At 62.3% G+C, this 24,958-nt stretch carries 25 protein-coding genes and 3 pseudogenes; 15 read left to right on the forward strand and 13 right to left on the reverse strand.

Going from position 1 to position 24,958, the window contains the following annotated elements; all coding sequences use genetic code 11:
- Positions 1–451, reverse strand: a 451-nt coding sequence (locus PK789_RS03955; protein WP_324307171.1) for an RNA polymerase sigma factor, incomplete at its 3' end; no start/stop codon positions are given.
- 165 nt (positions 452–616) lie between these two features.
- On the opposite strand from PK789_RS03955, the gene PK789_RS03960 reads away from it, so the two are divergent.
- The 3 genes from PK789_RS03960 to PK789_RS03970 all read left to right on the forward strand — a co-directional run bounded on the left by PK789_RS03960 (position 617) and on the right by PK789_RS03970 (position 1,900).
- Positions 617–943, forward strand: a complete 327-nt coding sequence (locus PK789_RS03960; RefSeq protein ID WP_324307173.1) for a hypothetical protein — start codon at positions 617–619, stop codon at positions 941–943.
- Positions 944–1,004: 61 nt separating this feature from the next.
- A complete protein-coding gene (locus PK789_RS03965; RefSeq protein WP_324307174.1) occupies positions 1,005–1,277 on the forward strand; it encodes a DUF3297 family protein in 273 nt (90 codons plus the stop codon).
- Between the two features lie 71 nt (positions 1,278–1,348).
- Positions 1,349–1,900 carry a DUF3016 domain-containing protein gene (locus PK789_RS03970; protein WP_324307176.1) on the forward strand — a complete coding sequence of 184 codons (552 nt, stop codon included), beginning with the start codon at positions 1,349–1,351 and terminating at the stop codon, positions 1,898–1,900.
- Between the two features lie 50 nt (positions 1,901–1,950).
- Here the strand turns inward: PK789_RS03970 and PK789_RS03975 are convergent, their stop codons facing one another.
- The 4 genes from PK789_RS03975 to PK789_RS03990 all read right to left on the reverse strand — a co-directional run bounded on the left by PK789_RS03975 (position 1,951) and on the right by PK789_RS03990 (position 3,366).
- On the reverse strand, positions 1,951–2,181 hold the full coding sequence (locus PK789_RS03975; protein ID WP_324307178.1) for a hypothetical protein: 231 nt from the start codon (positions 2,179–2,181) through the stop codon (positions 1,951–1,953).
- A 77-nt stretch (positions 2,182–2,258) separates the two neighbouring features.
- A complete protein-coding gene (locus PK789_RS03980; RefSeq protein WP_324307179.1) occupies positions 2,259–2,480 on the reverse strand; it encodes a sigma factor in 222 nt (73 codons plus the stop codon).
- A 9-nt stretch (positions 2,481–2,489) separates the two neighbouring features.
- Positions 2,490–2,897, reverse strand: coding sequence for a VOC family protein (locus PK789_RS03985; protein WP_324307181.1), 408 nt, complete (start codon positions 2,895–2,897; stop codon positions 2,490–2,492).
- A 28-nt stretch (positions 2,898–2,925) separates the two neighbouring features.
- Positions 2,926–3,366, reverse strand: a complete 441-nt coding sequence (locus PK789_RS03990) for a VOC family protein (protein WP_324307183.1) — start codon at positions 3,364–3,366, stop codon at positions 2,926–2,928.
- A 182-nt stretch (positions 3,367–3,548) separates the two neighbouring features.
- Between PK789_RS03990 and PK789_RS03995 the strand changes: the two are divergent.
- From PK789_RS03995 to PK789_RS04010, 4 genes and pseudogenes are all read left to right on the forward strand, one after another.
- Positions 3,549–3,638 (forward strand): annotated as a pseudogene (locus PK789_RS03995) (YciI family protein); the annotation flags it as partial.
- 167 nt (positions 3,639–3,805) lie between these two features.
- Complete coding sequence (locus PK789_RS04000; protein ID WP_324307185.1) at positions 3,806–5,083, forward strand: sensor histidine kinase; 1,278 nt, start codon at positions 3,806–3,808, stop codon at positions 5,081–5,083.
- Positions 5,076–5,870, forward strand: a complete 795-nt coding sequence (locus tag PK789_RS04005) for a LytR/AlgR family response regulator transcription factor (RefSeq protein ID WP_324307187.1) — start codon at positions 5,076–5,078, stop codon at positions 5,868–5,870. Before PK789_RS04000 ends, PK789_RS04005 begins: the two co-directional genes overlap by 8 nt.
- A 19-nt stretch (positions 5,871–5,889) precedes the next feature.
- Positions 5,890–6,495 (forward strand): annotated as a pseudogene (locus PK789_RS04010) (alpha/beta hydrolase family protein); the annotation flags it as partial.
- A 22-nt stretch (positions 6,496–6,517) separates the two neighbouring features.
- Here PK789_RS04010 and PK789_RS04015 read toward each other — a convergent pair.
- Positions 6,518–6,709: a hypothetical protein gene (locus PK789_RS04015; protein ID WP_324307188.1), complete on the reverse strand. Its 192-nt coding sequence runs from the start codon at positions 6,707–6,709 to the stop codon at positions 6,518–6,520.
- Positions 6,710–6,857: 148 nt separating this feature from the next.
- Here PK789_RS04015 and PK789_RS04020 point away from each other — a divergent pair, with 148 nt between their 5' ends.
- Positions 6,858–8,075, forward strand: a complete 1,218-nt coding sequence (locus PK789_RS04020) for a serine hydrolase domain-containing protein (RefSeq protein WP_324307189.1) — start codon at positions 6,858–6,860, stop codon at positions 8,073–8,075.
- Between the two features lie 30 nt (positions 8,076–8,105).
- On the opposite strand, the gene PK789_RS04025 is transcribed toward PK789_RS04020, so the two are convergent.
- Positions 8,106–9,893, reverse strand: a complete 1,788-nt coding sequence (locus PK789_RS04025; RefSeq protein ID WP_324307191.1) for a putative ABC exporter domain-containing protein — start codon at positions 9,891–9,893, stop codon at positions 8,106–8,108.
- The gene (locus PK789_RS04030; RefSeq protein WP_324307192.1) at positions 9,890–10,627 is read right to left on the reverse strand and encodes an ABC transporter ATP-binding protein; all 738 of its coding nucleotides are present in this window, start codon (positions 10,625–10,627) and stop codon (positions 9,890–9,892) included. The genes PK789_RS04025 and PK789_RS04030 overlap by 4 nt, the downstream gene beginning before the upstream one ends.
- A gap of 106 nt (positions 10,628–10,733) precedes the next feature.
- On the opposite strand from PK789_RS04030, the gene PK789_RS04035 reads away from it, so the two are divergent.
- Both PK789_RS04035 and hemE read left to right on the forward strand, forming a co-directional pair.
- On the forward strand, positions 10,734–10,988 hold the full coding sequence (locus PK789_RS04035; RefSeq protein WP_324307194.1) for a WGR domain-containing protein: 255 nt from the start codon (positions 10,734–10,736) through the stop codon (positions 10,986–10,988).
- A 28-nt stretch (positions 10,989–11,016) separates the two neighbouring features.
- Positions 11,017–12,087 carry a uroporphyrinogen decarboxylase gene (gene hemE, locus PK789_RS04040; RefSeq protein WP_324307195.1) on the forward strand — a complete coding sequence of 357 codons (1,071 nt, stop codon included), beginning with the start codon at positions 11,017–11,019 and terminating at the stop codon, positions 12,085–12,087.
- Positions 12,088–12,114: 27 nt separating this feature from the next.
- On the opposite strand, the gene PK789_RS04045 is transcribed toward hemE, so the two are convergent.
- The gene (locus PK789_RS04045; RefSeq protein ID WP_324307196.1) at positions 12,115–15,630 is read right to left on the reverse strand and encodes a hybrid sensor histidine kinase/response regulator; all 3,516 of its coding nucleotides are present in this window, start codon (positions 15,628–15,630) and stop codon (positions 12,115–12,117) included.
- 84 nt (positions 15,631–15,714) lie between these two features.
- On the opposite strand from PK789_RS04045, the gene PK789_RS04050 reads away from it, so the two are divergent.
- The 3 genes from PK789_RS04050 to PK789_RS04060 are packed head-to-tail and all read left to right on the forward strand — an operon-like array spanning position 15,715 to position 17,505.
- Positions 15,715–16,386, forward strand: coding sequence for a YceI family protein (locus PK789_RS04050; protein WP_324307198.1), 672 nt, complete (start codon positions 15,715–15,717; stop codon positions 16,384–16,386).
- Complete coding sequence (locus PK789_RS04055; protein WP_324307199.1) at positions 16,386–16,964, forward strand: cytochrome b; 579 nt, start codon at positions 16,386–16,388, stop codon at positions 16,962–16,964. The genes PK789_RS04050 and PK789_RS04055 overlap by 1 nt, the downstream gene beginning before the upstream one ends.
- The gene (locus PK789_RS04060) at positions 16,957–17,505 is read left to right on the forward strand and encodes a YceI family protein (protein ID WP_324307200.1); all 549 of its coding nucleotides are present in this window, start codon (positions 16,957–16,959) and stop codon (positions 17,503–17,505) included. Before PK789_RS04055 ends, PK789_RS04060 begins: the two co-directional genes overlap by 8 nt.
- On the opposite strand, the gene PK789_RS04065 is transcribed toward PK789_RS04060, so the two are convergent.
- Positions 17,495–17,734, reverse strand: coding sequence for a glutaredoxin family protein (locus PK789_RS04065; RefSeq protein ID WP_324307202.1), 240 nt, complete (start codon positions 17,732–17,734; stop codon positions 17,495–17,497). The genes PK789_RS04060 and PK789_RS04065 overlap by 11 nt on opposite strands.
- A gap of 65 nt (positions 17,735–17,799) precedes the next feature.
- On the opposite strand from PK789_RS04065, the gene PK789_RS04070 reads away from it, so the two are divergent.
- Complete coding sequence (locus tag PK789_RS04070) at positions 17,800–19,197, forward strand: L-serine ammonia-lyase (RefSeq protein WP_324307203.1); 1,398 nt, start codon at positions 17,800–17,802, stop codon at positions 19,195–19,197.
- Positions 19,198–19,429: 232 nt separating this feature from the next.
- Positions 19,430–21,613, forward strand: a complete 2,184-nt coding sequence (locus PK789_RS04075; RefSeq protein WP_324307230.1) for a putative bifunctional diguanylate cyclase/phosphodiesterase — start codon at positions 19,430–19,432, stop codon at positions 21,611–21,613.
- On the opposite strand, the pseudogene PK789_RS04080 reads toward PK789_RS04075, so the two are convergent.
- The 3 genes and pseudogenes from PK789_RS04080 to metX all read right to left on the reverse strand — a co-directional run.
- Positions 21,604–22,686, reverse strand: a pseudogene (locus PK789_RS04080) (homoserine dehydrogenase family protein); the annotation flags it as partial. The gene PK789_RS04075 and the pseudogene PK789_RS04080 overlap by 10 nt on opposite strands.
- Positions 22,683–23,894, reverse strand: coding sequence for an O-succinylhomoserine (thiol)-lyase (locus tag PK789_RS04085; RefSeq protein ID WP_324307205.1), 1,212 nt, complete (start codon positions 23,892–23,894; stop codon positions 22,683–22,685). The gene PK789_RS04085 and the pseudogene PK789_RS04080, both read right to left, overlap by 4 nt.
- Positions 23,891–24,925, reverse strand: coding sequence for a homoserine O-succinyltransferase MetX (gene metX, locus PK789_RS04090; protein WP_503011891.1), 1,035 nt, complete (start codon positions 24,923–24,925; stop codon positions 23,891–23,893). The genes PK789_RS04085 and metX overlap by 4 nt, the downstream gene beginning before the upstream one ends.
- Positions 24,926–24,958 lie beyond the last annotated feature (33 nt).

Here is a 24,958-nt window from a genome sequence, read left to right on the forward strand (position 1 = left end):
ACAACTCTTCCAGATGGTACAGCGTCAACAACAGGCGTTGCTGCGGCGATAAGCGTTCGATCGCGGCATGCAATTCGCGTGCCTCGCTGGCACCCATATGCGCAGCTTCAAGGTCACACCCATCCCCCACGTTGTCGAGCAAGGACACGCCATCGTCATCTGCCGATACCGGCTCCAGCAAGGCGATCCGCTTGCGCTCCAGATGGCGCTTACCCACCGAATACGCCACCTGCCCAATCCAGGATTTCAGCGGGCTATCAAAACGGTACTGGTGCAAATATTGATGCACGCGCAGGAACGCCTCTTGGCACAACTCGCGGGTGTCCTCGGGGTGCCGCACCAAGCGCTGGATGATATGCCAGCACAGGCCTTGGTAATCGCGCACCAGTTGTTCAAACGCACCGGGGCGGTTTTCGAGTACTGCGGCAACAAGGGCGCGGTCGGCTTCCATTGCAGAGGTGATACGCCCAGTGCGCGATCGGTTGCAAGTTGCATGAAAAATAAAGGACACCTTGATTTCGAGTTTTTTCACACGCGCGTGCAACCACGCATCCCATCGCCGTATCTCTTGCTTCGAACGGCCACGGTGGCCGCCAACCAACGCAAGGAGTCACCCATGGATACCGCATTATTCGTCCCCATCGCCATGTTTGCCTGCATCGCTTATTCGATCAAAGCGGTGGTCGATGCCCGCGTGCGCAAGCAACTGGTCAGCAGCAATGGCTCGCCGGAACTGGTCGCCAAAATCATGCAAAACGATGAAGCCAACCGCCGCCTGTCTTCATTGCGCTGGGGCGTGACCTTGCTGGCACTGGCGGCAGGCTTTGGCATTGTTGAAGCGATGGGCTGGACAGAGGTCAACCCCGGCGCGATTGCGGTGTTGATTGGCGCACTTGGCTTGGGCAATTTGGCCACCTTCGCCGTTACCCGCAAACTCGGCTGACACTCGGCTGAAACACGCGTGCCGGGTATGCTGTCGGTTTCTTGCAACCGGCAGCATACCCATGACCGATACCAACACTCCCCCCGACCGCCTATCCAACGACCCGCGCAGCAAGTTTCACGATGCCAGCCTGCTGGAGCGCGGCGTGGGCATTCGTTTCAACGGCAGCGAACGCACCAATGTCGAGGAATATTGCATCAGCGAAGGCTGGATCCGCGTGCAGGCGGGGCGCTCACTGGATCGCCGTGGCGTACCGATGACGCTGAAGCTGCGCGGCAACGTGGAAGCCTGGTTCCAAGACGCCGTGGGTGAAGACGCAACCGCAGCTGACTGAATCACACCATCACTCTCGCCAGTGCGAATCCAACGCGGCACACTGACTGCACTCACCAATGGAGCGCGAACATGAACGCCAAACTGCTTGCAGTAGCACTGATGTTGGCACTGGCAGGCAACGCCGCTGCTGGCAACAGCTTGCTGGATAAAAACGCACCCCGTGCATTGCCCAGTGCTGGCCCGGTCAGCGTGACGTGGGCGGATCCCGCTGGCTTTACTGAACTCAAGGCCAGCGGTAATCGGGTGGAAGCCGCACAAGGCGATTGGCTGATTCAGCTGGCCCAATACATGCGAAAACAGGCCGACAAGCAACTCCCGCCCGGCAACACTTTGGAATTGACCATCGTCGATATCCAACGCGCTGGGCGCTATGAGCCTTGGCTGGGTGTGGATCGCCAGAATATCCGCATGATCCGTGATATTTACCCGCCACGGATGACGGTGAAGTTTCGCGAATTGGATGCCAGTGGCGCAGTGGTGGCTGAGGGTGAGCGCAAACTCACCGATCTTGGCTTCATGATCAACTCACCGCCATTCAATGACACCGATCCACTGCGTTATGAAAAGCGCATGATCGACAGCTGGCTACGCCGCGACTTCAATCGCACTGCGGCACGCTGACAGCACCGCGCCATCGTCCATCGCAGCCACCTTCGGGTGGCTGTGGTGTTTCAAGCACGCAGACAGGCATCCGCGCGCGCCAGCAGTACCGCGCGCTCATGCGCATTGCGGGTGTGCTTGATCGCGCGCAGAAATGCAGCATGCGCCGCATCGCGGTGACCCAACTGCTCCAGCACATCGCCGTGCACCGCGTGCAAGGGCGCATACCCTTGCAGGGTGGATGCCGCCAGTAGCGCATCGACCAATGGCAAGGCTGCTTGCGCACCCTGTGCTCGGCTCACCGCCACCGCACGATTGAGTTCGATGACGGGCGTTGGCGCAGGTGGTCAATGGCGCGGCGTTTGGCGGTGGTCATCAGTCATGCCGCTGGCTTGTCGGGTACGCCTTCGCGCGGCCAGTGTTCCAACGCGGTGACCAACACGTCCTGCGCCAATTCTTCGGCAGTGTCGAGGTTGCCGGTGATACGCAGCAAGCGCGCAAGCAACTTTGGTGATTCCATCCGCCACAAGGCATCAAGACGGCGATGGGTGTCATCGGGGGGCATGCCGCCGATGACACCATCACCCATCTTCTTGCGCAAGCCCTACTGCTACTGCTGTGGCAGCTGCGCCATATCCATGTGGAACACGCCCCACTGGTGGCCATCGAGGTCGACGAAGGCCCAGGAGTACATGAAACCGAGATCTTCCGGGGCGTGGCCTTCCGTTGCGCCGGCTGCGATCGCCTTGCGCACCATCGCGTCCACCTCTGTACGACTATCCATCGACAGCGAGAACAGCGCCTCGGTAGCCTTGCGCGGATCGGTGATCGGCACCTTGGACAGGGTGGAAAAAAACGACTCGGCCACCAACATCACGCTGGTGTTGTCATTGATAACCAAAGCAACGCCATTTTCGCTGGTGAATTGCGGGTTGAACGAAAAGCCGAGCTCCTCGAAGAAATCGATGCTGCGTTTCAAGTCCTTAACTGGCAGGGTGACATAGAAATTACGAGCCATGATGATGTCCTGTGGGCGGCGGATCGCATTACAGCATGGGCTTATTGCAATTGACCATCCACGGCTTACCGTAGCGATCGGTGAACATGCCAAAGCGCTGCGACCATGCGGTTTCCATTAGTGGCATCTGCACTTTCCCACCTGCCGACATGGCCGCAAAAACGCGCTCGGCTTCTTCAACGGTATCGACTTCGATATTGACCGTGGTGTCATTGCGACCGTCGATTTTTTCGGAGCCGCCGCAGCCCATAATCGAATCACCGCCCATGATCGAAGCCTCACCTACCAGCAGGTTGACATGGGCAAGCTGTGATTTCGCTTCCTCTGGCAATGGCGGCTGGCTGGGATCGGTCGGCATGTCGCCATAGGTCACCCGCAGGATGATTTGGCCGCCCAGCGCGCCGGCATAGAAATCGAACGCTTCGCGGCAGTCGCCGTTGAAAAACATCAGGTACGGGGTCAGTTTCATTTGCATCACTCCAAGTGGGTGTGTGGTTGTTGCGGGAACATCATCAGCGGCCCAGGCAAGTCTGCATTGCCCCGTCCTCATTCGGTACAACGAATGGGAGAGTGCTGGATCGACAGCACCACGAAAATAAATTTGCCCACGCGAATGCCGCTTGCCACGGCAACCAGCATCATCCGTCATTCCAGCAGTTCCCGTGGGCGCGTTTTGGCAGCATTGAAGTGCGCCCGGTCCGCGACATGCAAGCGGTGCGCATGCGGGTGGGGGCGGTCTGATGGCCGCGCGCCGCGCTGGATAATTGCAAGGACAACGCCACGCCTTCAGAGGCCGAAACCCCTGCAACATCCTGCTTCATCCCCCTCAGACCCGGCTTCGTCGCAAACCGCTTTCCTGCGCGGAATGCGGCACTATCGTGCCTGCAACACCACACGCAGCGACCCGCATGATCCGCTCATTCTTCCAACAGCTTTTTTTCGTCCTGCGGATCGCCATCGTTTGGGGTTTGGCGGTGACCTTCGTCGTCTCGATGTACAGCAGTCTGCCGCTGATCGGAGATTTTGAGCTGCCGGCGGTCGTGTTTTCGTTTGCCACGATGGCGCTGGTGATTACTGGAGCGTTCTCGCATCTGCACCGGGTGCGGTTGCTGACAGGACGCAGCGATGGCGATGCGCTGGCCAACCGCCAAAAGCGCCAGATCGAGGTGCCATTCGAGGCCGGTGAAAGCTTTGATTTGTTGGATGCCGCGATCCGCGAGTTGCCCGGCATCGCACAGGTGCAAGCAACCCGCGACAGTTTGCAGATCAACGCCAAAGTGGCGCGCCCGCGCACGTATGGCGAGCCGCTGCTACGACGCTGGAACCCGTTGCTGTGGTTTGCCCCGGCCAGCAATCAGTTATTGGCTACGGTGACGCCGGCCAGCGACAGCGGCCGCATCGTTCTGATTTGCGAACCCGAAAGCCCGGCGTGGAGTGACTGGTTTTTGGTCGATGACGGCACCAATTTTGAGAATGCCGAGGCCATTGCGCGTGCGATTACCCGCCGCATCGGTGCGCGCCGCCGTAGCGAACAGGCCAGCGCCGCGCAGACCGCCGCGCAAAAAGAATTGACCGAAGCCAAATTGAACTTGCTGCACGCGCAAGTGGAGCCGCATTTTTTGTACAACACCTTGGCCAGCGCGCAACTGCTGACCCGTAGCGACCCGCTGCGTGCCGAAACCATGCTGGGGCATTTGATCCAATATCTGCGGCGCTCGCTGCCTAATGTGGACGGTGAAATGTCCAGCCTGGGTGCCGAACTGGAACGCGCGCTGGCCTATCTGGAAATTCTCAAAATTCGCATGGGTGAGCGGCTGGACGTGCAAGTGGACGTGCCCGAGACGCTGCGCAGCACGCCATTGCCGGCGATGATGTTGCAAACCTTGGTGGAAAACGCGATCAAGCACGGATTGGAGCCGCGCACTGGTGGCGGCACGGTGTGGATTCGCGCCCGCCAAGATGGCGATGCCATCGCCATCACCGTGGCCGACAATGGCGAGGGCTTCACCAGCAAGACCCATGGCACCGGCATTGGTTTGGTCAATGTGCGTGAACGTCTGCGCCTGCGCTACAACGGCACGGCCAATCTGGCGGTGGTGGCCAATTTTCCGGCGGGGGTGGCGGCCACACTCACGGTTCCCACCGTGCCCGCTGTTGTCACCACCGGAGACCGCCCGCATGGCTGAGGCAAGTACCTGCATCGTGGCCGAGGACGAAGCCCTGCTGCGGCAGGCCTTGGTGGAAGCGCTGCACCGCGCGTGGCCGGCGCTGCGCATCGTGGCCGAATGCGAGGATGGTGCCAGTGCGGTAGAAGCACTGGCCGAGCACCAGCCGGATGTCGCCTTTCTCGACATCCGTATGCCCGGCCTGACCGGGCTGGAAGTGGCCACCGCCGCCGCCGATACCAGCCCGCGCACGCAAATCGTATTCGTCACCGCGTATGACCAATACGCCATCGACGCTTTCGAACGCGGAGCCATCGACTACCTGCTCAAACCGGTGCAACCGGCGCGGCTAGAGGCCACAGTCGCCCGTTTGCAAGCCCGCCATACCCTGCCCGATGCCCTCCCCGATGCGACCGCGTTGGCCCACCTGCTGGGCACGCTAAAGAACCTCAATGCATTGCCCAAACCCGCCGACGGCGTGGAGCCCCTCACCTGGTTGACCGCTAGCGCCGGCCGCGAAACAAAATTGATCCTGATTGATGATGTGGCGTATTTTCGCGCCGATCACAAATACACCACCGTAGTCACCGCCGAGGGCGAAGCCCTGCTGCGTAGCTCCTTGCGCGAGCTACTGCCACGTTTGGATACCACCCATTTCAAGCAAATTCACCGCTCCACAATCGTCAACTTGAAGGCCATCGCGGGGGTTTCGCGGGATGACAGCGGGCGCGGCGTGGTGCGTTTGAAACAGCGCCCGGAAACCCTGCTGGTCAGCCTGCCGTTTATGAGTTTGTTCAAGCAAATGTGAGTGCACAACTGTAATTGGAGTGCTGCGCATCAATTTTCGCGGCTCGGGCAATTACGGGACCGACTTTCAGCGCGCGGGTGCGCAGCAATGGGGCGGCACCATGCAAGACGACCTGACCGATGCCACCCGCTGGGCCATCGCACAAGGCATTGCCGACCCCACGCGCATCTGCATTTACGGCGCCAGTTACGGTGGCTATGCGGCGCTGATGGGGGCGGCAAAAGAGCCCACGCTGTACCGCTGCGCGGCCGGTTATGTGGGCGTGTACGACCTAGAAGCCCTGCATCGCAAAGACGCCGCCGCCAACCGCTCGCGGCGTAACTGGTTGAATGATTGGATGGGCGCACGCAGCGCGCTGGCAGCGGTCTCGCCGGTCAATTTGGCCGCGCGCATCAAGGTGCCGGTTTTTCTGGCGGCCGGCGGTGCCGACGCGATTGCACCCATCCAACACAGCAAGCACATGGCCAAGGCGTTGCTGGATGCGGGTCAGTCCGTGCAAACGCTGTATTTTGACAGTGAAGGCCACGGCTACTACACGCAAGAACACCGGCGTGCCTACTACACCAGCCTGCTGGACTTCCTGGCCCGGTCACTGGGCGGCGCGCGTGCGGCACCTGCGCCATGACCGGGCAGCAACACGCAATTGCTCAACGGCAGCGGAACATCCCGGCCTGCACCGGCACGTAGCTGGGGCTGCGCACATAGCCACTGCTGCGGCCGTAGCCGATACCAAATTCGCGCTCGCGCTGACGCGGCTCGAAGCCACGATCGTCCAAACTGCGGGGTGCCTGACGGCGTTCGGGGCGGTTGGGGTTGCGGGGGGCTTTGAAGGTGAACATGAATCGCTCCTGTCTTGGTGTGCTGGTAATGTAGTACACCAAAAAACTAATTCACATAGGCAGGAAGTCATGCCCTGGCATTTGGATGGCTGGCGTTCAGTTAATCTGCCCACATCGCCTTTCCCCGCGTATTTTCGGAGCGCATCTAATGCCCACGTCACGCATCCCGTTGCTGCGTATGGTCAGCATTGCCTTACTGATGACCGCAGGCTGTGTGTATGCCGCGGGCCCCACAGCGCGGGTGCGGGTCAGCTTCGACCGTCAAGGCGAAACCCATGTCCAAGCCGAGGGGCTGGCCGATGTCGGCACGCAGCGCGCACTGACTGCCAACGACCCGGCGCGGATTGCCTCGATCAGCAAGTTGGTCACCACCTTGGGCGTGTTGCGTTTGATCGAAGCCGGCAAGCTGTCGCTGGACGCCGACGCAGGCACAGTCCTGGGAATGCCGCTGCGCAACCCGGCGTTTCCGGATACGCCCATCACCTTGCGCATGTTGCTGTCGCATACGTCCAGCCTGACCGATAGCGCCGGCTACTGGAATGTGCCGCTGGGTCAAGACATCCGCAGCATCACCGGCAAACCCGAGGCTTGGGACAGCCAGCACGCGCCGGGCACCTATTTCCGTTACACCAATCTCAATTTCCCGCTGGTGGCGCAGATGATGGAGGCCGCCAGCGGCGAACGGTTTGATCGCTTGTTGCGGCGGCTGGTGTTGTTCCCGCTGAAGCTGGATGCCTGCTACAACTGGTCCGGCTGTAGTGATGCCGCCATCTCACGCGCAGTGGTGCTGTATGACGACGCCGGCAAGCCACAGAAAGACGACCTGCATGGCAAACGCCCGAACTGCATGGTGATTGCCGCCGCCGACGGCAGTTGCGACCTGTCGCGTTGGGCGCCGGGTAAAAACGGCACCCTGTTTTCGCCGCAGGGTGGGCTGCGCATTTCCGCGCGTGATCTGGCGCGTATTGGCCGCATGCTGTTGAACGACGGCACGCTGGACGGCGTGCGCATTCTGCAACCGACGTCAGTGGCGCTGCTGGCCACACCGGTGTGGCAATACGACGGCCACAACGGCGTGATTGGCGAAGAAGACGAGCCCAACCGGGGCGGGTTTTTCTGCGCCTATGGGCTGGCCGTGCAACACCTGGCGCACGGTGATGGCAAGGCCTGCCGCGACGATCTGTTTGGCGATGGTCGCCCGCGCATGGGCCATAGCGGTAATGCCTACGGCTTATTGTCGGGAATATGGATCGACCGTGCCGCCGGGACTGGGGTAGCGTACTTTGCAACCGGCGTGGCAAATGATTCCAGCGGCGCGCATTCGTCATTCAGTCAAGTCGAAGAACAGGGCGCGGCGGGTTGGTAAGCCCCGCCCTTCCGTTTTTTGCTGCGGCATTCAGCGCAATTCCTGCGACACATCGAAGGCATCAATCCTTCGCCCCAACATGCCTAATGCCGCGTTCAATTCCAGCCCCAATACGGCGCAAGCACACAACGCGGCCCCCAGCACGGCGGGCAACGGCCCCAGCAGCCAATTCAGCAACAAGAACAGCAACCCGGCCAGCAATGCCGCTGGCACTAGCGCCACCACCAAGGTCAGCAAATAGCCGGCCATAAAGATCATCCGCTGGCCCATCACTTCCACGCCGCGACTTCCGCCTTTGCCCGGTGCCACCCACGCGGGGAAGTACAACGTGCCGGCAAAGGGCAGGCACAACATCAAAGCGCATAGCGGCGGCACCAACAGCGCGCCCCCCAGTGCTATCGCCACGATCAAGCCGGGGGTAAACGCCCCGCGACCGCCGGCCATCACAAAGCACAAGGCACTGATCCACAGCAGCAGCCACAGCAGGAACGTCATCAAGGTGACCGGGGTCAGCAGTTCGCCCAAGGCAATCTGCTTGCCACCCAAGGGCGTGGCTTTGAGGATGTCCAGATACTCCAGTAATCGCTGCACGCTGCGCTGCATGAACATCGGCCCAAACAACAGCCCCCAGCCGCCGATCATCAAAAACCCGCCCCCCATGGCCAGCAGCGCCGGCTTTGCCCAGGGTTGCGCTGCCACCCATTGCACCCCCACAAACGCCAACACACACGCCACCAGCCAAACACGCAGACGATACAGCGGCCCCAGCGCCAACAACCCTTTCCACAAAAATGCCACCGCGGGAAACCCACTGGCGGCCAGTGCAAACGGTGCGCTGCGTGGTTTGCTGGGCGCACGTTCGCGCAGACGGCCTTCGCGGCGTGCCGTTTGCCGCAAGGCTTGCCGGCGGGCATGCGCGATCGTGGCTTCTTCAAACGACACCTGCACCCGCACCGCCCACACATAGTGCAGCACCAATAAACCCAAGGCCGGCGGCAGTGCGCGCAAAAAACTTGCGCCGTCGTGGGCGAAGATGGGGGCCACCGCCCATTGCAGCGGCAACAGTAACCACGCCAACGGGGGACTGGTCACGATGCCCTGAAACCACCCGTGCAACACGCGGATGTCCGCCCAAGACGCCAGCGGCGGTAGCGACAATTGCGCGCGGATGGGCCACAGGCAGACCAGCGCCAGCAACAGCCCCAACACCACCACCAGACCGCGCCGTGGCCACGCATGCAGACCCGCGTTGCACAGCCGTTCGCGGGTGAAGGCTGCGGCCAGCAGGTGCAACCGCCCCATCGACAACAGCAGCCATAGCCCGGTGGCGTATTGCAGTGGATGCCCGCCAAATGCCGCGCCACGCCGCAGCAGCAGGCCCAGCAGGAAGGAGGAAAAAAAGATCGCCAATTGCGAACGCAGCAGGCTGTACTGAATCAACGCCTTGCGGGTCAGTGGTGCCGGAAACAAAAATGCGATTTCGGTTTCGGAAAACCCCAGTTCCACACCCTCGCCGGCAAACAGCCAATCCAGCCACAAAATTAATAGCAGCACTAGCGCTGCTAACGCCGGCAAGTCGCCAAGCAACGCCGATGGCACTGCTTGCAGGGCCACCTGCGCCTGCCTGCCATTGCCCAACATATGCCGAAACACGAAGGCATACATGTACGCAGCACCGGCCAGCGCACCCAACAAATATTTGGGCTGGCGTAGGCGCAGCAAGCGGCGGCGCAGATTGTTGTACAGCGAGGTGACTTGCAGATAAAAAAACGCAGCGGCCACCGTTGCAAACCGAGGCGACGCCGCTGTCACACTCATGCGCGCAGATCCTCGGCCTCACCGGTGGCGCGAAAGAACACGTCTTCCAAACTGGCATCACCATCGGCCGCATAGTGCGCGCGCACCTCGGCCACCGAGCCATCGGCCAACTTGCGCCCTTCTTTCAAAATCAGCAGATGGGTGCAGACCTCCTCGACCAAATCCAGCAAGTGCGAGCTAAGGATGATCGCCACGCCATCGGCCGCCAGCCGGCGCATGCTGTTTTTCATGCGGCGGATGCCATACGGGTCCAGCCCGGTCAGTGGCTCGTCCAAAATCACCGCGCGCGGGGCGTGCAGCAAGCCGCAGGCGATGGCCAATTTTTGTTTCATCCCGCGCGATAATTCAGATGGCAAGAGCTGGCGTTTGTCGGCCATTTCCAATTCGTCCAGCAATGCCGTGCCGCGTTCGCGCCAATCGGCCACGGCATACAAGCGCGCGACAAAATTGAGGTGCTGCTCCACCGTCAGGTGCTCAAACAACCGTGGCTCGTCGGGGATAAATGCCAATTGGCGCTTGGCGGCAACCGGGTCGGTGGCGATGTCCATCCCACCGATGCGCACCTGTCCCAAGCTGGCCGGGATGATGCCGGCCAAACAACGCAGGGTGGTGGTCTTACCGGCCCCATTGGGGCCCACCAAGCCCATGATCTGACCGGCCGCAACCTGAAAGGACAACCCATCGACTGCGGTGAACTCGCCGTAACGCTTGCACAAGCCTTCGACTTCGATCATCCACCCGCTCCTGCCATCGGCGACGGCCGGCAGTGTAGCCCAGCGCGGAGGCCGCCCCGCACCTTGCGCAACCCAAGGCGCGCAGGCAGTCCGATACAATTCACCCATGCGCCTCTTGCTGCAACAACGTCCCGACGGCCGCGAAGCACCGCGCTTCGTCCAACTGCAACTGCAACCCGACCTGTTGGGGGGCTGGACGCTGCTGCGTGAAAGTGGCCACACTGGTGGCCGCAGCACATTGCGCAAAAGCTTGTTTGCCGACCACGACAGCGCCTTGTTGGCGCTGGAAAAAGAGCGCGATGCGCAACTGAAAAAAGGGTTTCAATTGATGTTTGCGCAAGGCGCGGATGCGCCGCGCTGATTGCTGATCGCCAATTCTGGAGTAGTACATGACGTTGCAACATGACCCGGTGTTCCAAAGCCGCTTCCTGCGCGCACTGCGGCGTGAACCGGTGGATGCCACGCCGGTATGGCTGATGCGCCAAGCCGGCCGCTACTTGCCGGAATATCGCGCTACCCGCGCCGCTGCGGGCAGTTTTTTGAAGATGGCCAAAACCCCCGAGCTGGCCTGCGAGGTGACCTTGCAGCCGCTGCGCCGGTTTCCGCTGGACGCAGCAATTTTGTTCTCCGACATTCTCACCGTGCCCGATGCCATGGGGCTGGGTTTGTATTTTGTCGAAGGCGAGGGCCCCAAGTTCGAACGCCCGCTGCGCCAGGTTGCCGACATCGAAAAACTGGCGGTGCCCGATATGGGCAGCGCGTTGCGCTATGTGATGGATGCAGTGACGTTGATCCGCCGCGAACTGGACCCCAAGGTGCCGCTGATTGGTTTTTCCGGCAGCCCATGGACCTTGGCTTGTTACATGGTGGAAGGTGGCGGCAGCAAGGAATGGGGCAAGGTCAAGGCGCTGGCCTTGAATGAGCCGGCAGCGATGCACAAGCTGTTGCATGTGATTACCGATGCCGTCATTGCGTATCTGGCAGCGCAGCACGCCGCAGGCGCGCAGGTGCTGCAAGTGTTCGACACCTGGGGCGGCACGCTGTCGCCGGCGATGTATCAAGAATTTTCGCTGCCGTACCTGACCCGCATCACCCGTGAGCTCAAGCGTGCAGATGCCCCGCTGATCCTGTTTGGCAAGGGCAATGCCGCGCATCTGGAAGCACTGGCTGCCAGCGGCGCAGAAGGCGTGGGCGTGGACTGGACCGTCACCATGCACGATGCGGCACGGCGCACACAGGGCAAGGTGGCCTTGCAGGGCAATTTGGATCCGGCGATGTTGTACGGCAGCCCCGCTGCGCTGCGCGCGCAAGTGCGCACGGTGTTGGATAGCTATCGCGATGGCAACGGCGGTAGCCGCGAGGGGCATGTATTCAATCTGGGGCACGGCATGTCGCCGGACATGCACCCCGACCATGTGGCGGCTTTGGTGGACGAAGTTCACACCTACAGCGCGCGTTGAAGCCCCACCCAGCACCCGGGTGATGCCTCATCCGGGTGCTGCCTGCGGCAACAATGCCTGCAATGCCTGTGCCAACAATTCCCCAGTCACTGGCTTGCGCAAAAAGCCAGCAAATCCTGCTGCGCGCGCGTGGGTCTCGGCGTCGGCATCAGAACGTGCGGTGACCGCCAACAACGGCGCATTGAAGCCGCGACTGCGCATCACCTTGGCCAGCGTCAAGCCATCCATCCCCGGCAGATCAAGATCCAGCAAGGCCGCATCGAAGGAGTGCCGGGTGGTTTCGCCCAACGCCGCCAAACCGTGCGCGGCATGCACCACGGTATGCCCCTGCGCGCACAACAACCCTTGCATCACCTCCGCCACAATCGGGTCGTCTTCGACCAAGAGTAGCGCCAGCGCATGCGGCATTGCCATGCGCTGCGCGGCCGTTGGTGCCACGGCGGCAGTTTGCGGCTGCGGCAAGGGCAATTCGACGATAAAGCGAGTGCCTTTGCCCGGCGCGCTGTCCACCGTGATGCGGCCACCCATGGCCGCCGCCAACTCCTGACTGATCGCCAGCCCCAAGCCGCTGCCACCATAGCGCGAGGTGGTGCGCGCGCCTTCCGCCTGCTCGAAACGCCGAAACAGCCGGGTCTTTTGCTCATCATTCAACCCCGGCCCGGTATCGGTCACCACGAAGCGCACCCCGTGTGGATGCAGGGCAAAGGTCTCCAAACTGACGTGGCCGGTCTCGGTAAATTTCACCGCGTTGCCAATCAAATTCAGCAGGATTTGTTGCACGCGGGTGCGGTCACCATGCACTACCAGCGGTGCGCTGGGCGCAAGGCCATCGACAAATGCCAGCCCCTTGCGCTCAGCCACCGGGGCCATCAACCCTGCCACTTCGTCCAGCAGAGGGCGCAGCGCGAAATCGGCATTCGATAACTGCAATTTCCCGGCTTCGATGCGGGCCAAATCCAGTGCGTCATTGACCAAGCGCAACAGGTGCTCGCCGGCGCGCCGGATGGCATCCACTTGGCTGCGTTGGCGCGTGTCCAGTGCGCTGGCTTGCAACAGCTCACTCATCCCCAACACCCCGGTCATGGGGGTGCGCACCTCATGGCCCAAGGTGGCCAAAAAGCGAGATTTTGCCTCCGATGCCTGCTCCGCCACTTCGCGCTTGTGCTCGGCAAGCTGCCATGCGTGCCGGCGTTTCAAACGGGCGCGATAGCCCCAGGCTAGGACACCCAGCAAAGCCAACAGCAGCACCGCGTAACTCACCTGTGCCCAGGCACTGCGCCACCACGGCGGCGGCACGTCAAAGCGCAAGATTTGTTCCCGCGCGGCATTGCCGGCCGCATCCTGCGCGCGCATGCGCACCGTGTAATGCCCCGGCGCCAAGCCCGTGAACACCCGCTCGCCGCTGTTGCCCAAGGCCACCCAGCCACGATCAAATCCATCCAAATGCGACCAGTACCGGTTGCCGGATGGGTCATCAAACACCAGCAGGCGTGCACGAATGCGCACCTCGCGGTCTTGCGTCGTCAACTGCAATCGGCGCTGTGCGGGCGCGTCCTGCCAGTCGCCGCTACGACGCACCGCAAGGCCATCAAACCGCAATGTCGGTTGCGCCGGCGCGGCATCCTCCAAGGTGGTGTCCACCAAGCGCAGGCCGCCATCGGCGGTGGCCGCCACCAACACGCCGTCGGCACGTAGCAATGCGGCGCGTTCCAGAAACTCCTCGCTGCTGGCTTCATCCTGCATCCCCACGTGGCGCAAATTGCGACGTTGCGGATCCCAGCGGTAGAGCCCGCGTGAGGTGGTGATCCATGGCCGATGCTGGCTATCCACCAATAACGCGGCGGCGGCCACTGCGGGCATCCCGTGGCGGGTGTCGATGCGCGCACTGCGCCGCCACCCCGTCGCACTGCGCTGGTATTGCTCTAGCCCTGACAGCCGTTGCAGCCACACTGTGGCCGCACCATCAAAGGCCAATGCAAACACGCGCTCGCTGCCCATTTCGGCCACGGTTTGAAAGCGGCCACTGCCGGCATCAAACCGCAACACGCCGGTGCTGCCGGCGATCCACGGTTGCCCATCGGGGGCCAGCACCATGCTTTCGATATCAGCATCTCCCAACCCGCTGGCTGGGCCTGCTGGCAGGTCGCGCAAGATGTGTGCGGATGTCGGGTCGCGCTGTTGCACGCCGCCCCCCGGTGCGGCCAGCCACTGGCTGCCATCGGGGGCATGCAACAACCACGCGATGCGCCCCGACGGTACCGGGTCGCGTGCGGCGTCTGCGGCCCAGCGCTCCACCCCGCCATCGCGGCTGATACGGATGATCCCACCGGCATGCCCAATCCACAGACGGCGTTGCAGGTCCTCGGCAATGACCACCGGTTTGACGCTGCGCAATTGCTCCAGTGATTGGGGATCGAGCATCGCGATACGGCCTTGCGTATCCATGTGTTCCACCATGCCACCCATGCCGCCCAGCCAGATACCGCCATCGCCGGCCTGGCCCAAGGCGCGGTACATCGCGCCATGCAGGCCGTCTTCCACCCCCTGAAATTGCACTTGCTGCCGCCAATCCGCACGCAAATAGCCCAAACCACGGCCTTGCACCGGTGCCCACAACGCCTGCCCGTGTTCTAGCAGCAAGCTGCCGATGGCACGCGCAATATCCGGCCCCCCCATCGGTACCGGCACCGGCGGTGCATTGCCTTGTTGATGCCACAAGCCGCGTTGGCTACCCAACCAGTGCTCGCCTTCTGCGCCGGTGACGATGGCCAGCATCGCATTGGGCCGTTGAAACATCGGCGACCACGCCGGCTGCGTCCACTGCCCAGCCACTTGCCGCCAAATGCCCTGCGAGCTACCCACCCACAGCCCATCGGCCTGGGCGGATAGCGCATAGATCATCGCCGCACCTTCGGCATCCGGCAGGGCCACACGCTCAAACGTGTCCCCGCGCAAATGCGCCAAGCCGGCCGTGGTGCCCACCCACAAGCCCCCCTGCGCATCCTCCGCCAGTGACAGCACGGTGTCGGATGGCAGGCCATCCTTGGCTTTGCTGAAATGGCGCTGGCCGCCCGCGCCATCGATGCGGGTCAGGCCACCCCCAAACGTGCCCAGCCACACCGCGTGGCCTTGCTTGGCCATCGCCCACACATCATCACTTTCCAATGCCGGGTGGCTGGCCTTGCGATAGCGGGTGAAGTGCTGGCGGTTGGCATCCAGCACGCTGACACCCTCCCCTTCCACCGCCACCCAGATGCGATCTTCAGCATCCACCAACAGCGCTTGCACATTGTTACCGGGCAGGCCATCGGCAAGCTCTGGGTCATGTCGCCAAACCCGCATCCCCACGCCATCGTGGCGCGCCAGCCCATCGGCGGTGCCGACCCAGAGATAACCATCGCGGTCACGCGCCAGCGCCTTGATATCGGTCGAAGGCAAGCCCTGACTGGCACCAATGATGCGAAACCGCGGGCGCTCGGGCACCGCGGCATATGCGCAGATGCCCAATAGGCCCAACAGTACTGTCAGCCAGAATCGTGTCATGTCCCCTCCCCAACGTAGATGCTGGCAACGCTTCGTTGCAGATGCAAGCACACGAGATAGCACCACTGCGCATAGAATCCCGGCATGTCGCTTTCATCACGCCACGGGCTCCTTGCCTTGCTGCTCATCCCAGCCAGCACGGCGCTGTGCGCGGACAAACCGCAACGCTATGTCTTTGATCCCGTCCACACGCGGGTGATGTTTAGCATCGACCATGCTGGGTTTACCCAGGCAATCGGCACCGTGTCTGGTGCGCAAGGCCAGCTGTATTTCGATGTCGATCATTGGCAGGACACGCGCATGGATGTCACCCTGCCCATGCAGCGGCTGGACATGGGCGACTCTGGCTGGACCGCCTCGGTCTTGGCACCGCATTTTTTGGATACCCGCAAATATCCGCAAGCACGGCTGGTGCTGGAGCAGCTCAGCCGCGAAGACGACCAGCACGGTCGCGCCTGTGGTGCGCTGACCTTGCACGGGGTCACCCGGCCGTTGTGCATGGCGCTGACCTTGAACCGCGTCGCGCGTCACCCCATGCCACCGTTTCGACAAACGTTAGGGTTTTCGGCCACCGCCACACTCAAACGCAGCGAGTTTGGCATGACCCATTGGCAGTCCGTGGTCGGTGACACCGTCGCACTGCGGATCGAAGCCGAGTTGTATCGTCAAAATGGCGAGGATGCGGCACCTGTACCGGACGCACCGGCATCCAGTACGCCGTTGGCCGCGCCCGTTTCCAACACAAAGACCCCTTGATGCCGATTAAAAACACCACCACCGCATGGGGTGCCATCAGCCAACTCTTGCATTGGCTCACGCTGGCGTTGTTGTTGACGCTGGCATGGATCGGCCTGCGCATGGGCAATATGCCCAACGGGCCAGATAAAATTGCGACCTACGCCACCCACAAATCCTTGGGCCTGACCCTCCTAGCGCTGGTGCTGCTGCGCATTGGCTGGCGGCTGTACGCAGGCAGCCCTGCCGATTTGCGCAGCACCCCCGCTTGGCAGGCGCGTATTGCGCATTTTACCCATTTGGCTTTGTACGCCTTGCTGCTGGCCATGCCGCTCAGTGGCTGGCTGCTCAACTCGGCGGCGGGGTTTCCGTTGCAATGGTTTGGCGTATTCAATCTTCCGCCACTCAGTGGCCAAAACGACGCCTTGCACGCATTGGCTGTGCAGACGCATGAAGTGTTGTTCTGGACACTTGCTGTGCTGGTGCTGGTACATGCTGCAGCGGCCATACAGCACCACGTGTTTACAGGCGATGCCACGCTGGCGCGGATGTTGCCGCGCGGCTGGTTGGCGCCACCAACGGAGCATCCCGATGCGTAAGACCCTGATGACATTGTTATTGCTGTCGTTGTCGCTCCCCGCACTGGCCGCCGACTACGTGCAAGCCGCCGGCTCCACGTTGGCGTTTGCCGGCAAATACCAGGGGGTCACCTTCAGCGGCAACTTTCCGGGGTTTAGCGCACGCCTGCGTTTTGACCCGCAGCAATTGGCCAAGGCAACACTTGCCGTCGATATTCCACTGGCCACCGCTACCACCCGCAATGCAAGTTATGACGATGCGTTGCGTGGTGCGGGTTTTTTTGATTCGGCAACGTTTCCGCGCGCGCAGTTCACGGCCACCAAGTTCCGCGCGCTAGGTGGCAACCGCTACGCCGCCGACGGCATGTTGCACCTGCACGGCGTCAACAAACCCATCACCTTGACCTTCGAATGGACACCGGGCACCAACCCTGTGTTGTTTGGCCGTGCCACGGTACAGCGCTTGGATTTCAACGTCGGCGGCGGGCAATGGGCCGATACCCAATTGATCCCGAATGCAATTGCGGTAAGTACGCGGGTGGTGTTCAAACCTAGCCCGTAACCAGCGGTGGCAACCACGCCTGCACGGCATCGGCATCAAACGGCCAATCCAACTCACGCCCGCTACCCACAGCGTGCAATACCGGCACCCGCAGGCCATAGCGTGCTTCCAGTACCGCATCGTCATCGATGAAAACCGACTCGAAGTCGGGCACCTGCGCCGCAGCCAGCACCGCCAGCGCAAGGTCGCAAAGATGGCAGTTGTCGCGCTGAAACAAGATCAAGTCCATATCGGGTATCCGCAATGCATGCGCAGTCTGCCTAGAATAGCGTTCCCCCACACCGGCAGCCCCCCATGGCCGTCTCCACCTTCGACCTCTACAAAATTGGCATTGGCCCCAGCTCCTCGCATACGGTGGGGCCGATGCGCGCTGCCGCGCGTTTTGTCAGCCATTGGCTGGCCGAAAATCACGCGCTGGAACGCACCACCCGCATCCGCGCCGAAGTGTTTGGCTCGCTGGCTTTGACCGGGCGCGGCCACGGCACCGACAAAGCCGTGCTGATGGGCTTGGAGGGCCACTGGCCCAACGAAATCGACCCCGACATCATTCCCGCCGCACTGGAACGCATTCGCAAAGAAAAGAAAATTCGCCTACTGGGCAACCGCGAGATCGCCTTCGACGAAAAACGCGACCTGGTGATGAATAAGCGCCAAAAATTACCCTTTCACACCAATGGCATGCGCTTTTCTGCGTTTGATGTTGATGGCAACGAAATCGCCACCCGCGACTATTACTCGGTGGGGGGCGGCTTTGTGGTCAATCAAGATGAGGCCGCCGAAGACCGCATCGTGGCCGACACCACACCGTTGCCGTACCCGTTTGCCAGTGGCAACGAGTTGCTGGCGCAGTGCCAGCGCAGTGGCCTAACGATTGCCCAGTTGATGCTGGAAAACGAAAAAGTTTGGCGCAGCGAAGACGCCATCCATGCCGGCCTGCGCGAGATCTGGCAGGCGATGCAAGCCTGCGTGGCGCGTGGCATTCGCGCCGATGGCACGCTGCCTGGCGGCCTGCATGTCGTGCGGCGTGCGCCGGCGCTGCACCACGAACTGGCCACCCGCCCGGAAGCAGCGATGCGCGACCCATTGACCGTGTTGGACTGGGTCAACTTGTATGCGCTGGCGGTCAACGAAGAAAACGCCGCCGGTGGCCGCGTGGTGACCGCGCCCACCAATGGCGCAGCCGGCATTTTGCCCTCGGTGGCGCACTATTACGAACGCTTTTGTGCCAGCGAAAAAGATGCCGCCGCGCGCGAGGCCGGCATCTTCACCTACTTGTTGACCGCGGCGGCGGTGGGCATTTTGTACAAAGAAAACGCCAGCATTTCCGGTGCCGAAGTCGGCTGCCAGGGCGAGGTGGGGGTGGCGTGTTCGATGGCCGCCGCCGGCCTGACCGCAGCGCTAGGCGGCAGCTTGGGGCAAATTGAAAACGCCGCCGAGATCGGCATGGAACACAACCTGGGGTTGACCTGCGACCCGATTGGCGGGTTGGTGCAGATCCCGTGCATCGAACGCAATGCGATGGGCTCGGTGAAAGCGATCAATGCCAGCCGCATGGCGCTGCGTGGTGATGGCCAGCACAAAGTCAGTCTGGATAAAGTCATCAAGACCATGCGCGACACCGGCCGCGACATGCAAGACAAGTACAAAGAAACCAGCCGAGGCGGGCTGGCGGTCAACGTCATCGAGTGCTGAGGTCGCCGCTTTGCTCACAGGCCGGCTTCACCCGGGTTTTGCGTCTAGTTTTTTAAGGTAGTCTGAAAACTGCGCAGGACTCGGGGAGACGATCATTCGGCTAAGCACCTGCACCCGTCCCGCCACACCACACGCCACGGTCGTTCACCCGTGCGCCAGGTGCTTGCCAGCGGCTGCACCACTAGCAGGCGCGGGCTAAGTCATGCACGGCGCACTGGCCACGGCCTCACGCATGATTCTGCTGACCGCGCTGTATTTTGGCGGGGCCGCAGTCACCATCTTGTTTTTGCGCACGCCCGCCGATGTCACCTTGTTCTGGCCTGCTGCCGGCATTGCCTATGCGATGGTGCTGCACTTCGGCCTACGCCACGCCTTCGCCATCGTCATTGCCCAATGCTTGTTGCATCTATTATTGGTGCCGGCGCCGTGGGCCTTCGTGCCGTTTTCGATCAGCAGCAATGCCATCGCCACGGTACTGGCCTGCATGTATGTGCATACCCGCAGCAAACCGCTGCACCTGCGTACCGAAGATGGCTTGCTGCTGCTACGCGGTGGCGTATTACTGTGCCTGATAAGCGCCGGCATTGGCAGCACCGGCATGCTGGTGGCCCATATGGTGCCGCCGCAAGAATTCCTCCGCGTCTATCTGCAATGGGCACTGGGTGATTTGCTGGGCATCACCGTGATGACCCCCAGTGTGATGTTGCTGCTCACCCGCAAGCAATTGCGCAAACTGCATCCAGTCGACTATGCGATCTGCCACCGCGAATATGCCAGTTGGGCTGTATTGATGCTGCTGGGCCTGCTGGCCATCATTCCAATTGTCAGTCGAGGCGGCATGTACCCCTTGTCGGGGGTGATCGTGCCGGTGGTGCTCCTGCTGTGGTCGGCAATTCGGTTTTCGCCAGTGTTCACGTCGGTGGCGACCACCTTGAGCACCTTTGTGCTGGCCATGACTCTGGGACTGGGCCTAAATGGCTTCCCTCGCCCGGAAACCTTGGCCGATACCAGCATGTTGATGGCCACCTTGGTGGTGATCTCCACGGTTCCCATCTTGCTGGCTGCATCTTTTCACGAACGCCACGTGGTGATGGTGGCACTGCATCTGCGCGCCACCCGCGATAGCCTGACCGGGTTGTTGAACCGCGATGCATTCGAAGAACAGGCCCGCGCCCTGCTGGCCCGCAGTCAACAACCGCTGAGCCTGCTGTATGTCGATCTGGACAACTTCAAACTGATCAACGATGCCGCCAGCCACGCCGCCGGCGATGAAATGCTGCGGCATGTTGCGGCACTGCTGCGTGAAGAGTTTGCCGGCACAAACGCGCTACTGGCGCATGGCGGTGGCGATGAATTCACCGTCCTGGCTGAGCAAACCACCGCCGCCATCACCGTGCCAGGCCGGCGACTGCTGAGTGCCATCGACGATATGCGGGTGGCATGGCAAGGCAGCAACCTGCGCACTACCGCCAGCATTGGGGTTGTCACCAGCGATGTACCGCATGCCAGCTTCGACGAATTACTGTCGCAGGTGGATGCCACCTGCCATGAAGCCAAAGAATTGGGCGGAAATCGTTTATTGGTGGCAGGCCTGAACGCAGGCGCCCTGCATTCACGTAGCCGGCAAATGCAAAGCGCCATCGATGCCCGCGAAGCACTCGACCAGCGGCGTTTTGAACTCTGGTGCCAACCGATCATCGACCTGCGCGCATCCAGCGATGATCGTGCGCATTTCGAAATTTTACTGCGCTGGCGCGATGGCGAAGGGCAGTTGCGGCCGCCGGCCAATTTGATTGCCGCCGCCGAACGCTACCGGCTGGGGCCGCGCTTGGATCGCTATGTGCTGAGCGCGGTGCTGAACTGGCTAGAAGCCAACCCGCAAGCGCTACCACTGATCCGCCAATGCAATCTCAACTTGGGTGCAGCCACCTTGGCCGACGACGAGTTTGGCGACTATTTCGCCAACCGTTTGCAGCGCAGCAACCTGCGCCCAGAGCAATTGTGTTTGGAAATCACCGAAACCAGCGTCGTGCGCGACCTAGGGCGCACCCGCCGCTTTATCCAACGCATGCGCGACATGGGCTGCCGCTTTGCACTGGATGACTTTGGCACCGGGTTTTGCTCGTTCGGCTACCTGCGCGACTTACAGGTGGACTATCTGAAAATCGACGGCAGTTTTGTGCGTGATCTGGACCAGTCCGAACTCTCCGAAGCCATCGTGCGCTCGATCACCGAGATCGCCCATCTGCTGGGCATGCGCGCGGTAGCCGAGCACGTCGAAAACGAAGCGCAACTGGCATCGCTGCGCACGTTACGGGTGGATTACGCGCAGGGTTATTGGTTTCAGTCGCCGCTGCCCATCGAGGCGTTCTTCGCCCGCCCCGGCAATACTGCGCCTGCAGTGGCGCCCGCCTGAATCCACAAGGCATCATCCAGCAGCGCCGCAGCGGTCACCTCGGCCCCGGCACCCGGCCCCTGAATCACTAGCGGCTGCTGGTGATAGCGGTCCGACCAAACCGCGACCCGGTTATCGGTAGCACCGCCCCCTACCAAGGCATGCTCGGCGGGCAACGCCTCCAGTCCCACCGTGGCCAGCCCGCCGGCCTGCATGCGGGCCACAAAGCGCAATTTTTCGCCACGCTTGTAGGCCGTGGCATAGCGCTCGCGTATCGGTGCATCCAGTGCGGGCAGGGCGGCATCCACATCCTCGCGTGACAACGCCGCTAAAGCATCGGACACCAGTGATTCCACCTGCACCGATTCGGCTTCCAGCAAATAGCCCGAGGCTCGCGCCAAGATCAGCAGTTTGCGGCGCACGTCTTCGCCCGAGAGATCTTCGCGTGGGTCAGGCTCGGTATAGCCGGCGTCGCGCGCCTGCCGCACAAACCCCGAAAACGGCTGCATCCCATCGTAGTGATTGAACAACCATGCCAACGACCCCGACAACACCCCGGCGATAGCGTGGATGCGGTCACCGCCGGCCTGTAGCGCGCGCAGCGAACTCAGCACTGGCAGGCCAGCACCCACCGTGGCGCTATCGCCATACGCGGTATTGCCGGCTTGCTGTGCCGCTTGGATGGCATGCCAGCGTGCCAGCGCGGTGCCCTGCCCCAGCTTGCATGCAGTGATGACATGGATGCCCCGCGCCAGCCAATGCACGTGCCGGTCAGCCACGTGTTCCGATGCGGTGGCATCCAGCACGATGCGCACGCCGTCGCCGGCCAAGGCCACATCCACCGCATCCAATGTGCTGGCCTGCGGTGCATGCTGAAACAACAACTCGCTGGCAGCGCTAGGCAGTCCTGCCGGGTTGCCCAGCGCATAGCGCGAATTGGCCGCGTGCACCAAACGCAACCGCTCCCCCAGCGGCGTGCCCTGCCAGCGCGATAGCCGCGCCCACACGGCGCTGCCCACCGTGCCGGTGCCCAACAGGGCCACCCGTGCGGGCGCGCGCTCGTGGCCGCGCAGCGTTGTCAGTTTTGCGCTCATCGCACGCCTTGCCGGTGGCCGCCACCCAGCGCATCGACACGCGCCAACCCGGCCACCACGTCGGCGCATAAATCCTCGGCATGTTCGATCCCCACCGAGAACCGCAGCAAGCCATCAGTGATGCCCGCCTGCGCGCGCGCATCTGCGCTCATCGCCGCGTGGGTCATCGTGGCGGGGTGCGCCACCAGACTTTCCACCCCGCCTAAAGATTCGGCCAAGGTGAAATAGCGCAGGCCTTCGACAAACGCACGCACCGCCGCTTCGCCGCCGTTTAATTCCATGCTCAGCATCGCGCCAAACCCATGTTGCTGGCGCGCCGCCAAGGCATGCCCCGGATGCGACGCCAGCCCCGGGTAGTGCAGGGCGCGCACCTGCGGATGCCCGTCCAGCAGCGCCACCAATGCGGCGGTATTTTCTTGATGCACACGCAGCCGCGCGTCCAATGTGCGCAGCCCGCGCAAGGTCAAAAAGCTGTCAAATGGCGAACCGGTCAGGCCCAGACAATTGGCCCACCACAGCAGTTGTTGGTGCTGCTCGGCGTCTTTGGCCACCACCGCGCCGCCCACCACATCGCTATGGCCATTGATGTATTTGGTGGTGGAATGCAGCACAAAATCAGCAGCAAAATCAGCAATCGGGCGTTGCAGCGCCGGTGACAAAAAGGTGTTGTCGGCCACCACCAGCGCACCCGCCGCGTGCGCGGCATCAATCACCCAACGCAAATCCGTGATCCGCAGCAAGGGGTTGGATGGGGTTTCCACCCACACCAATTTGGGCTGCCGGGCCAAGGCTGCGGCCAGCGCCTGCGGGTCGGTCAGGTTGACGGTAACCAGCTCGAAGGCCCCTTTGTTGGCCAACGCATTAAACAGCCGCCAACTGCCGCCATAGCAATCGTGCGGCACCACCAGCACATCGCCCGGTTGCACCAGTGCGTGCAGCAGCAAGGTCACCGCGCCCATGCCGGTGGCGGTGATCACGCCCCCCGCGCCGCCTTCCAGATCGGCCAAGGCCTCGCCCAGCAGGTCACGGGTGGGGTTGCCGCAGCGCGTGTAGTCGTAGCTGCGCTTTTGGTTGAAGCCGGCAAAACTGAAGGTGGACGACAACACGATCGGCGGGGTCACCGCACCAAATGCGGTGTCACGGTCGATGCCGGCGCGCACCGCGCGGGTCACCGCGCGGCGTGCAGTGGCGTTGTGGTCATGGCTCATGCGCTGACTCCAGAAATGGTGGTGGGGCTCACCGGCGGTTTGCCGGCAAATAATTCACTGGCCAACAGCGCATCGATGCGGTCGGTTTCTTTCAAAAAGGCGTCGTGGCCATACGGCGAACGCAGCACGCGCAACCGTCCGCGCCCATTCAAACCTTCGATCAAGGCCACCGCATCGTCCATCGGCACCAACCGATCGCCTTCCACCGCGATCACCGACACCGGCACGCCCACCTGCGCCGGATCCACGCGATGCAGGTCGATGGATTCGGACAACCGCAACCACGCGGTAGCCGACACCCGCGCCACAAATTTGGCCCCGGCGGCATCCAGATAATCTTCGGCGGCCACCCGCACCTGCCCGTTGCAGACTTCCGGCGGTGCATCAAAGCGCTCAGCAAACTCTTCCGGGGTGCGGTAGCTCAACATCGCAAACTGCCGCGCCAGCGACAGCCCTTGTTCATCGGCGCATTGCAGGCGGCCCAGCGCCACCGCCTTGCGTTGCAGCGCACGCCACGCCGCCGCATACGGGTGCGGGCGATGCACGCCACTGACTGCCACCAATTTGCGCAAGCGCTGCGGGTGCCGCACCGCCAATTGCAAACCCACCAAGGCACCATAGGAATAGCCCACATAGCCCGCCAGCACATCGATACCCAAGGCATCCAGCAGCAGCGCCACCGCATCGGCTTGGTCGGTGGTGTCGATGGGTGCGTCGATGCTGCCATCGGCCCCCACGTAGTCGAACGCCAGCACGCGCAGCGCCGACGGGTCCAGCGTGCGGCCGGCATCCAACAAACCCTGCGCCCAACCGGCATCGGTATTGTGTGCATTGGCAGCCACGTGCCGATGCGCCGAAATCCCGCCGGCCACCAGCACCACCGGCGCATCCGCCGGCCCCACCAGCTCAAAGTTCAGGCGCAGTTTGCGGGTGCCGGCATAGCGAGTGGGTAGCACTGCATCGATACTGCCACGACTGACCGCGCACGCCACTTGCGGTAACGCGGGCAGCGTCTGCGCGGCCGCTGGCAAACACGGGCTGGGGCTGGGGCGACGTTCGGCAAG

It is taken from the genome of Thermomonas sp. (genome assembly GCF_035369645.1).
In the GTDB taxonomy this organism is placed as follows: domain Bacteria; phylum Pseudomonadota; class Gammaproteobacteria; order Xanthomonadales; family Xanthomonadaceae; genus Thermomonas.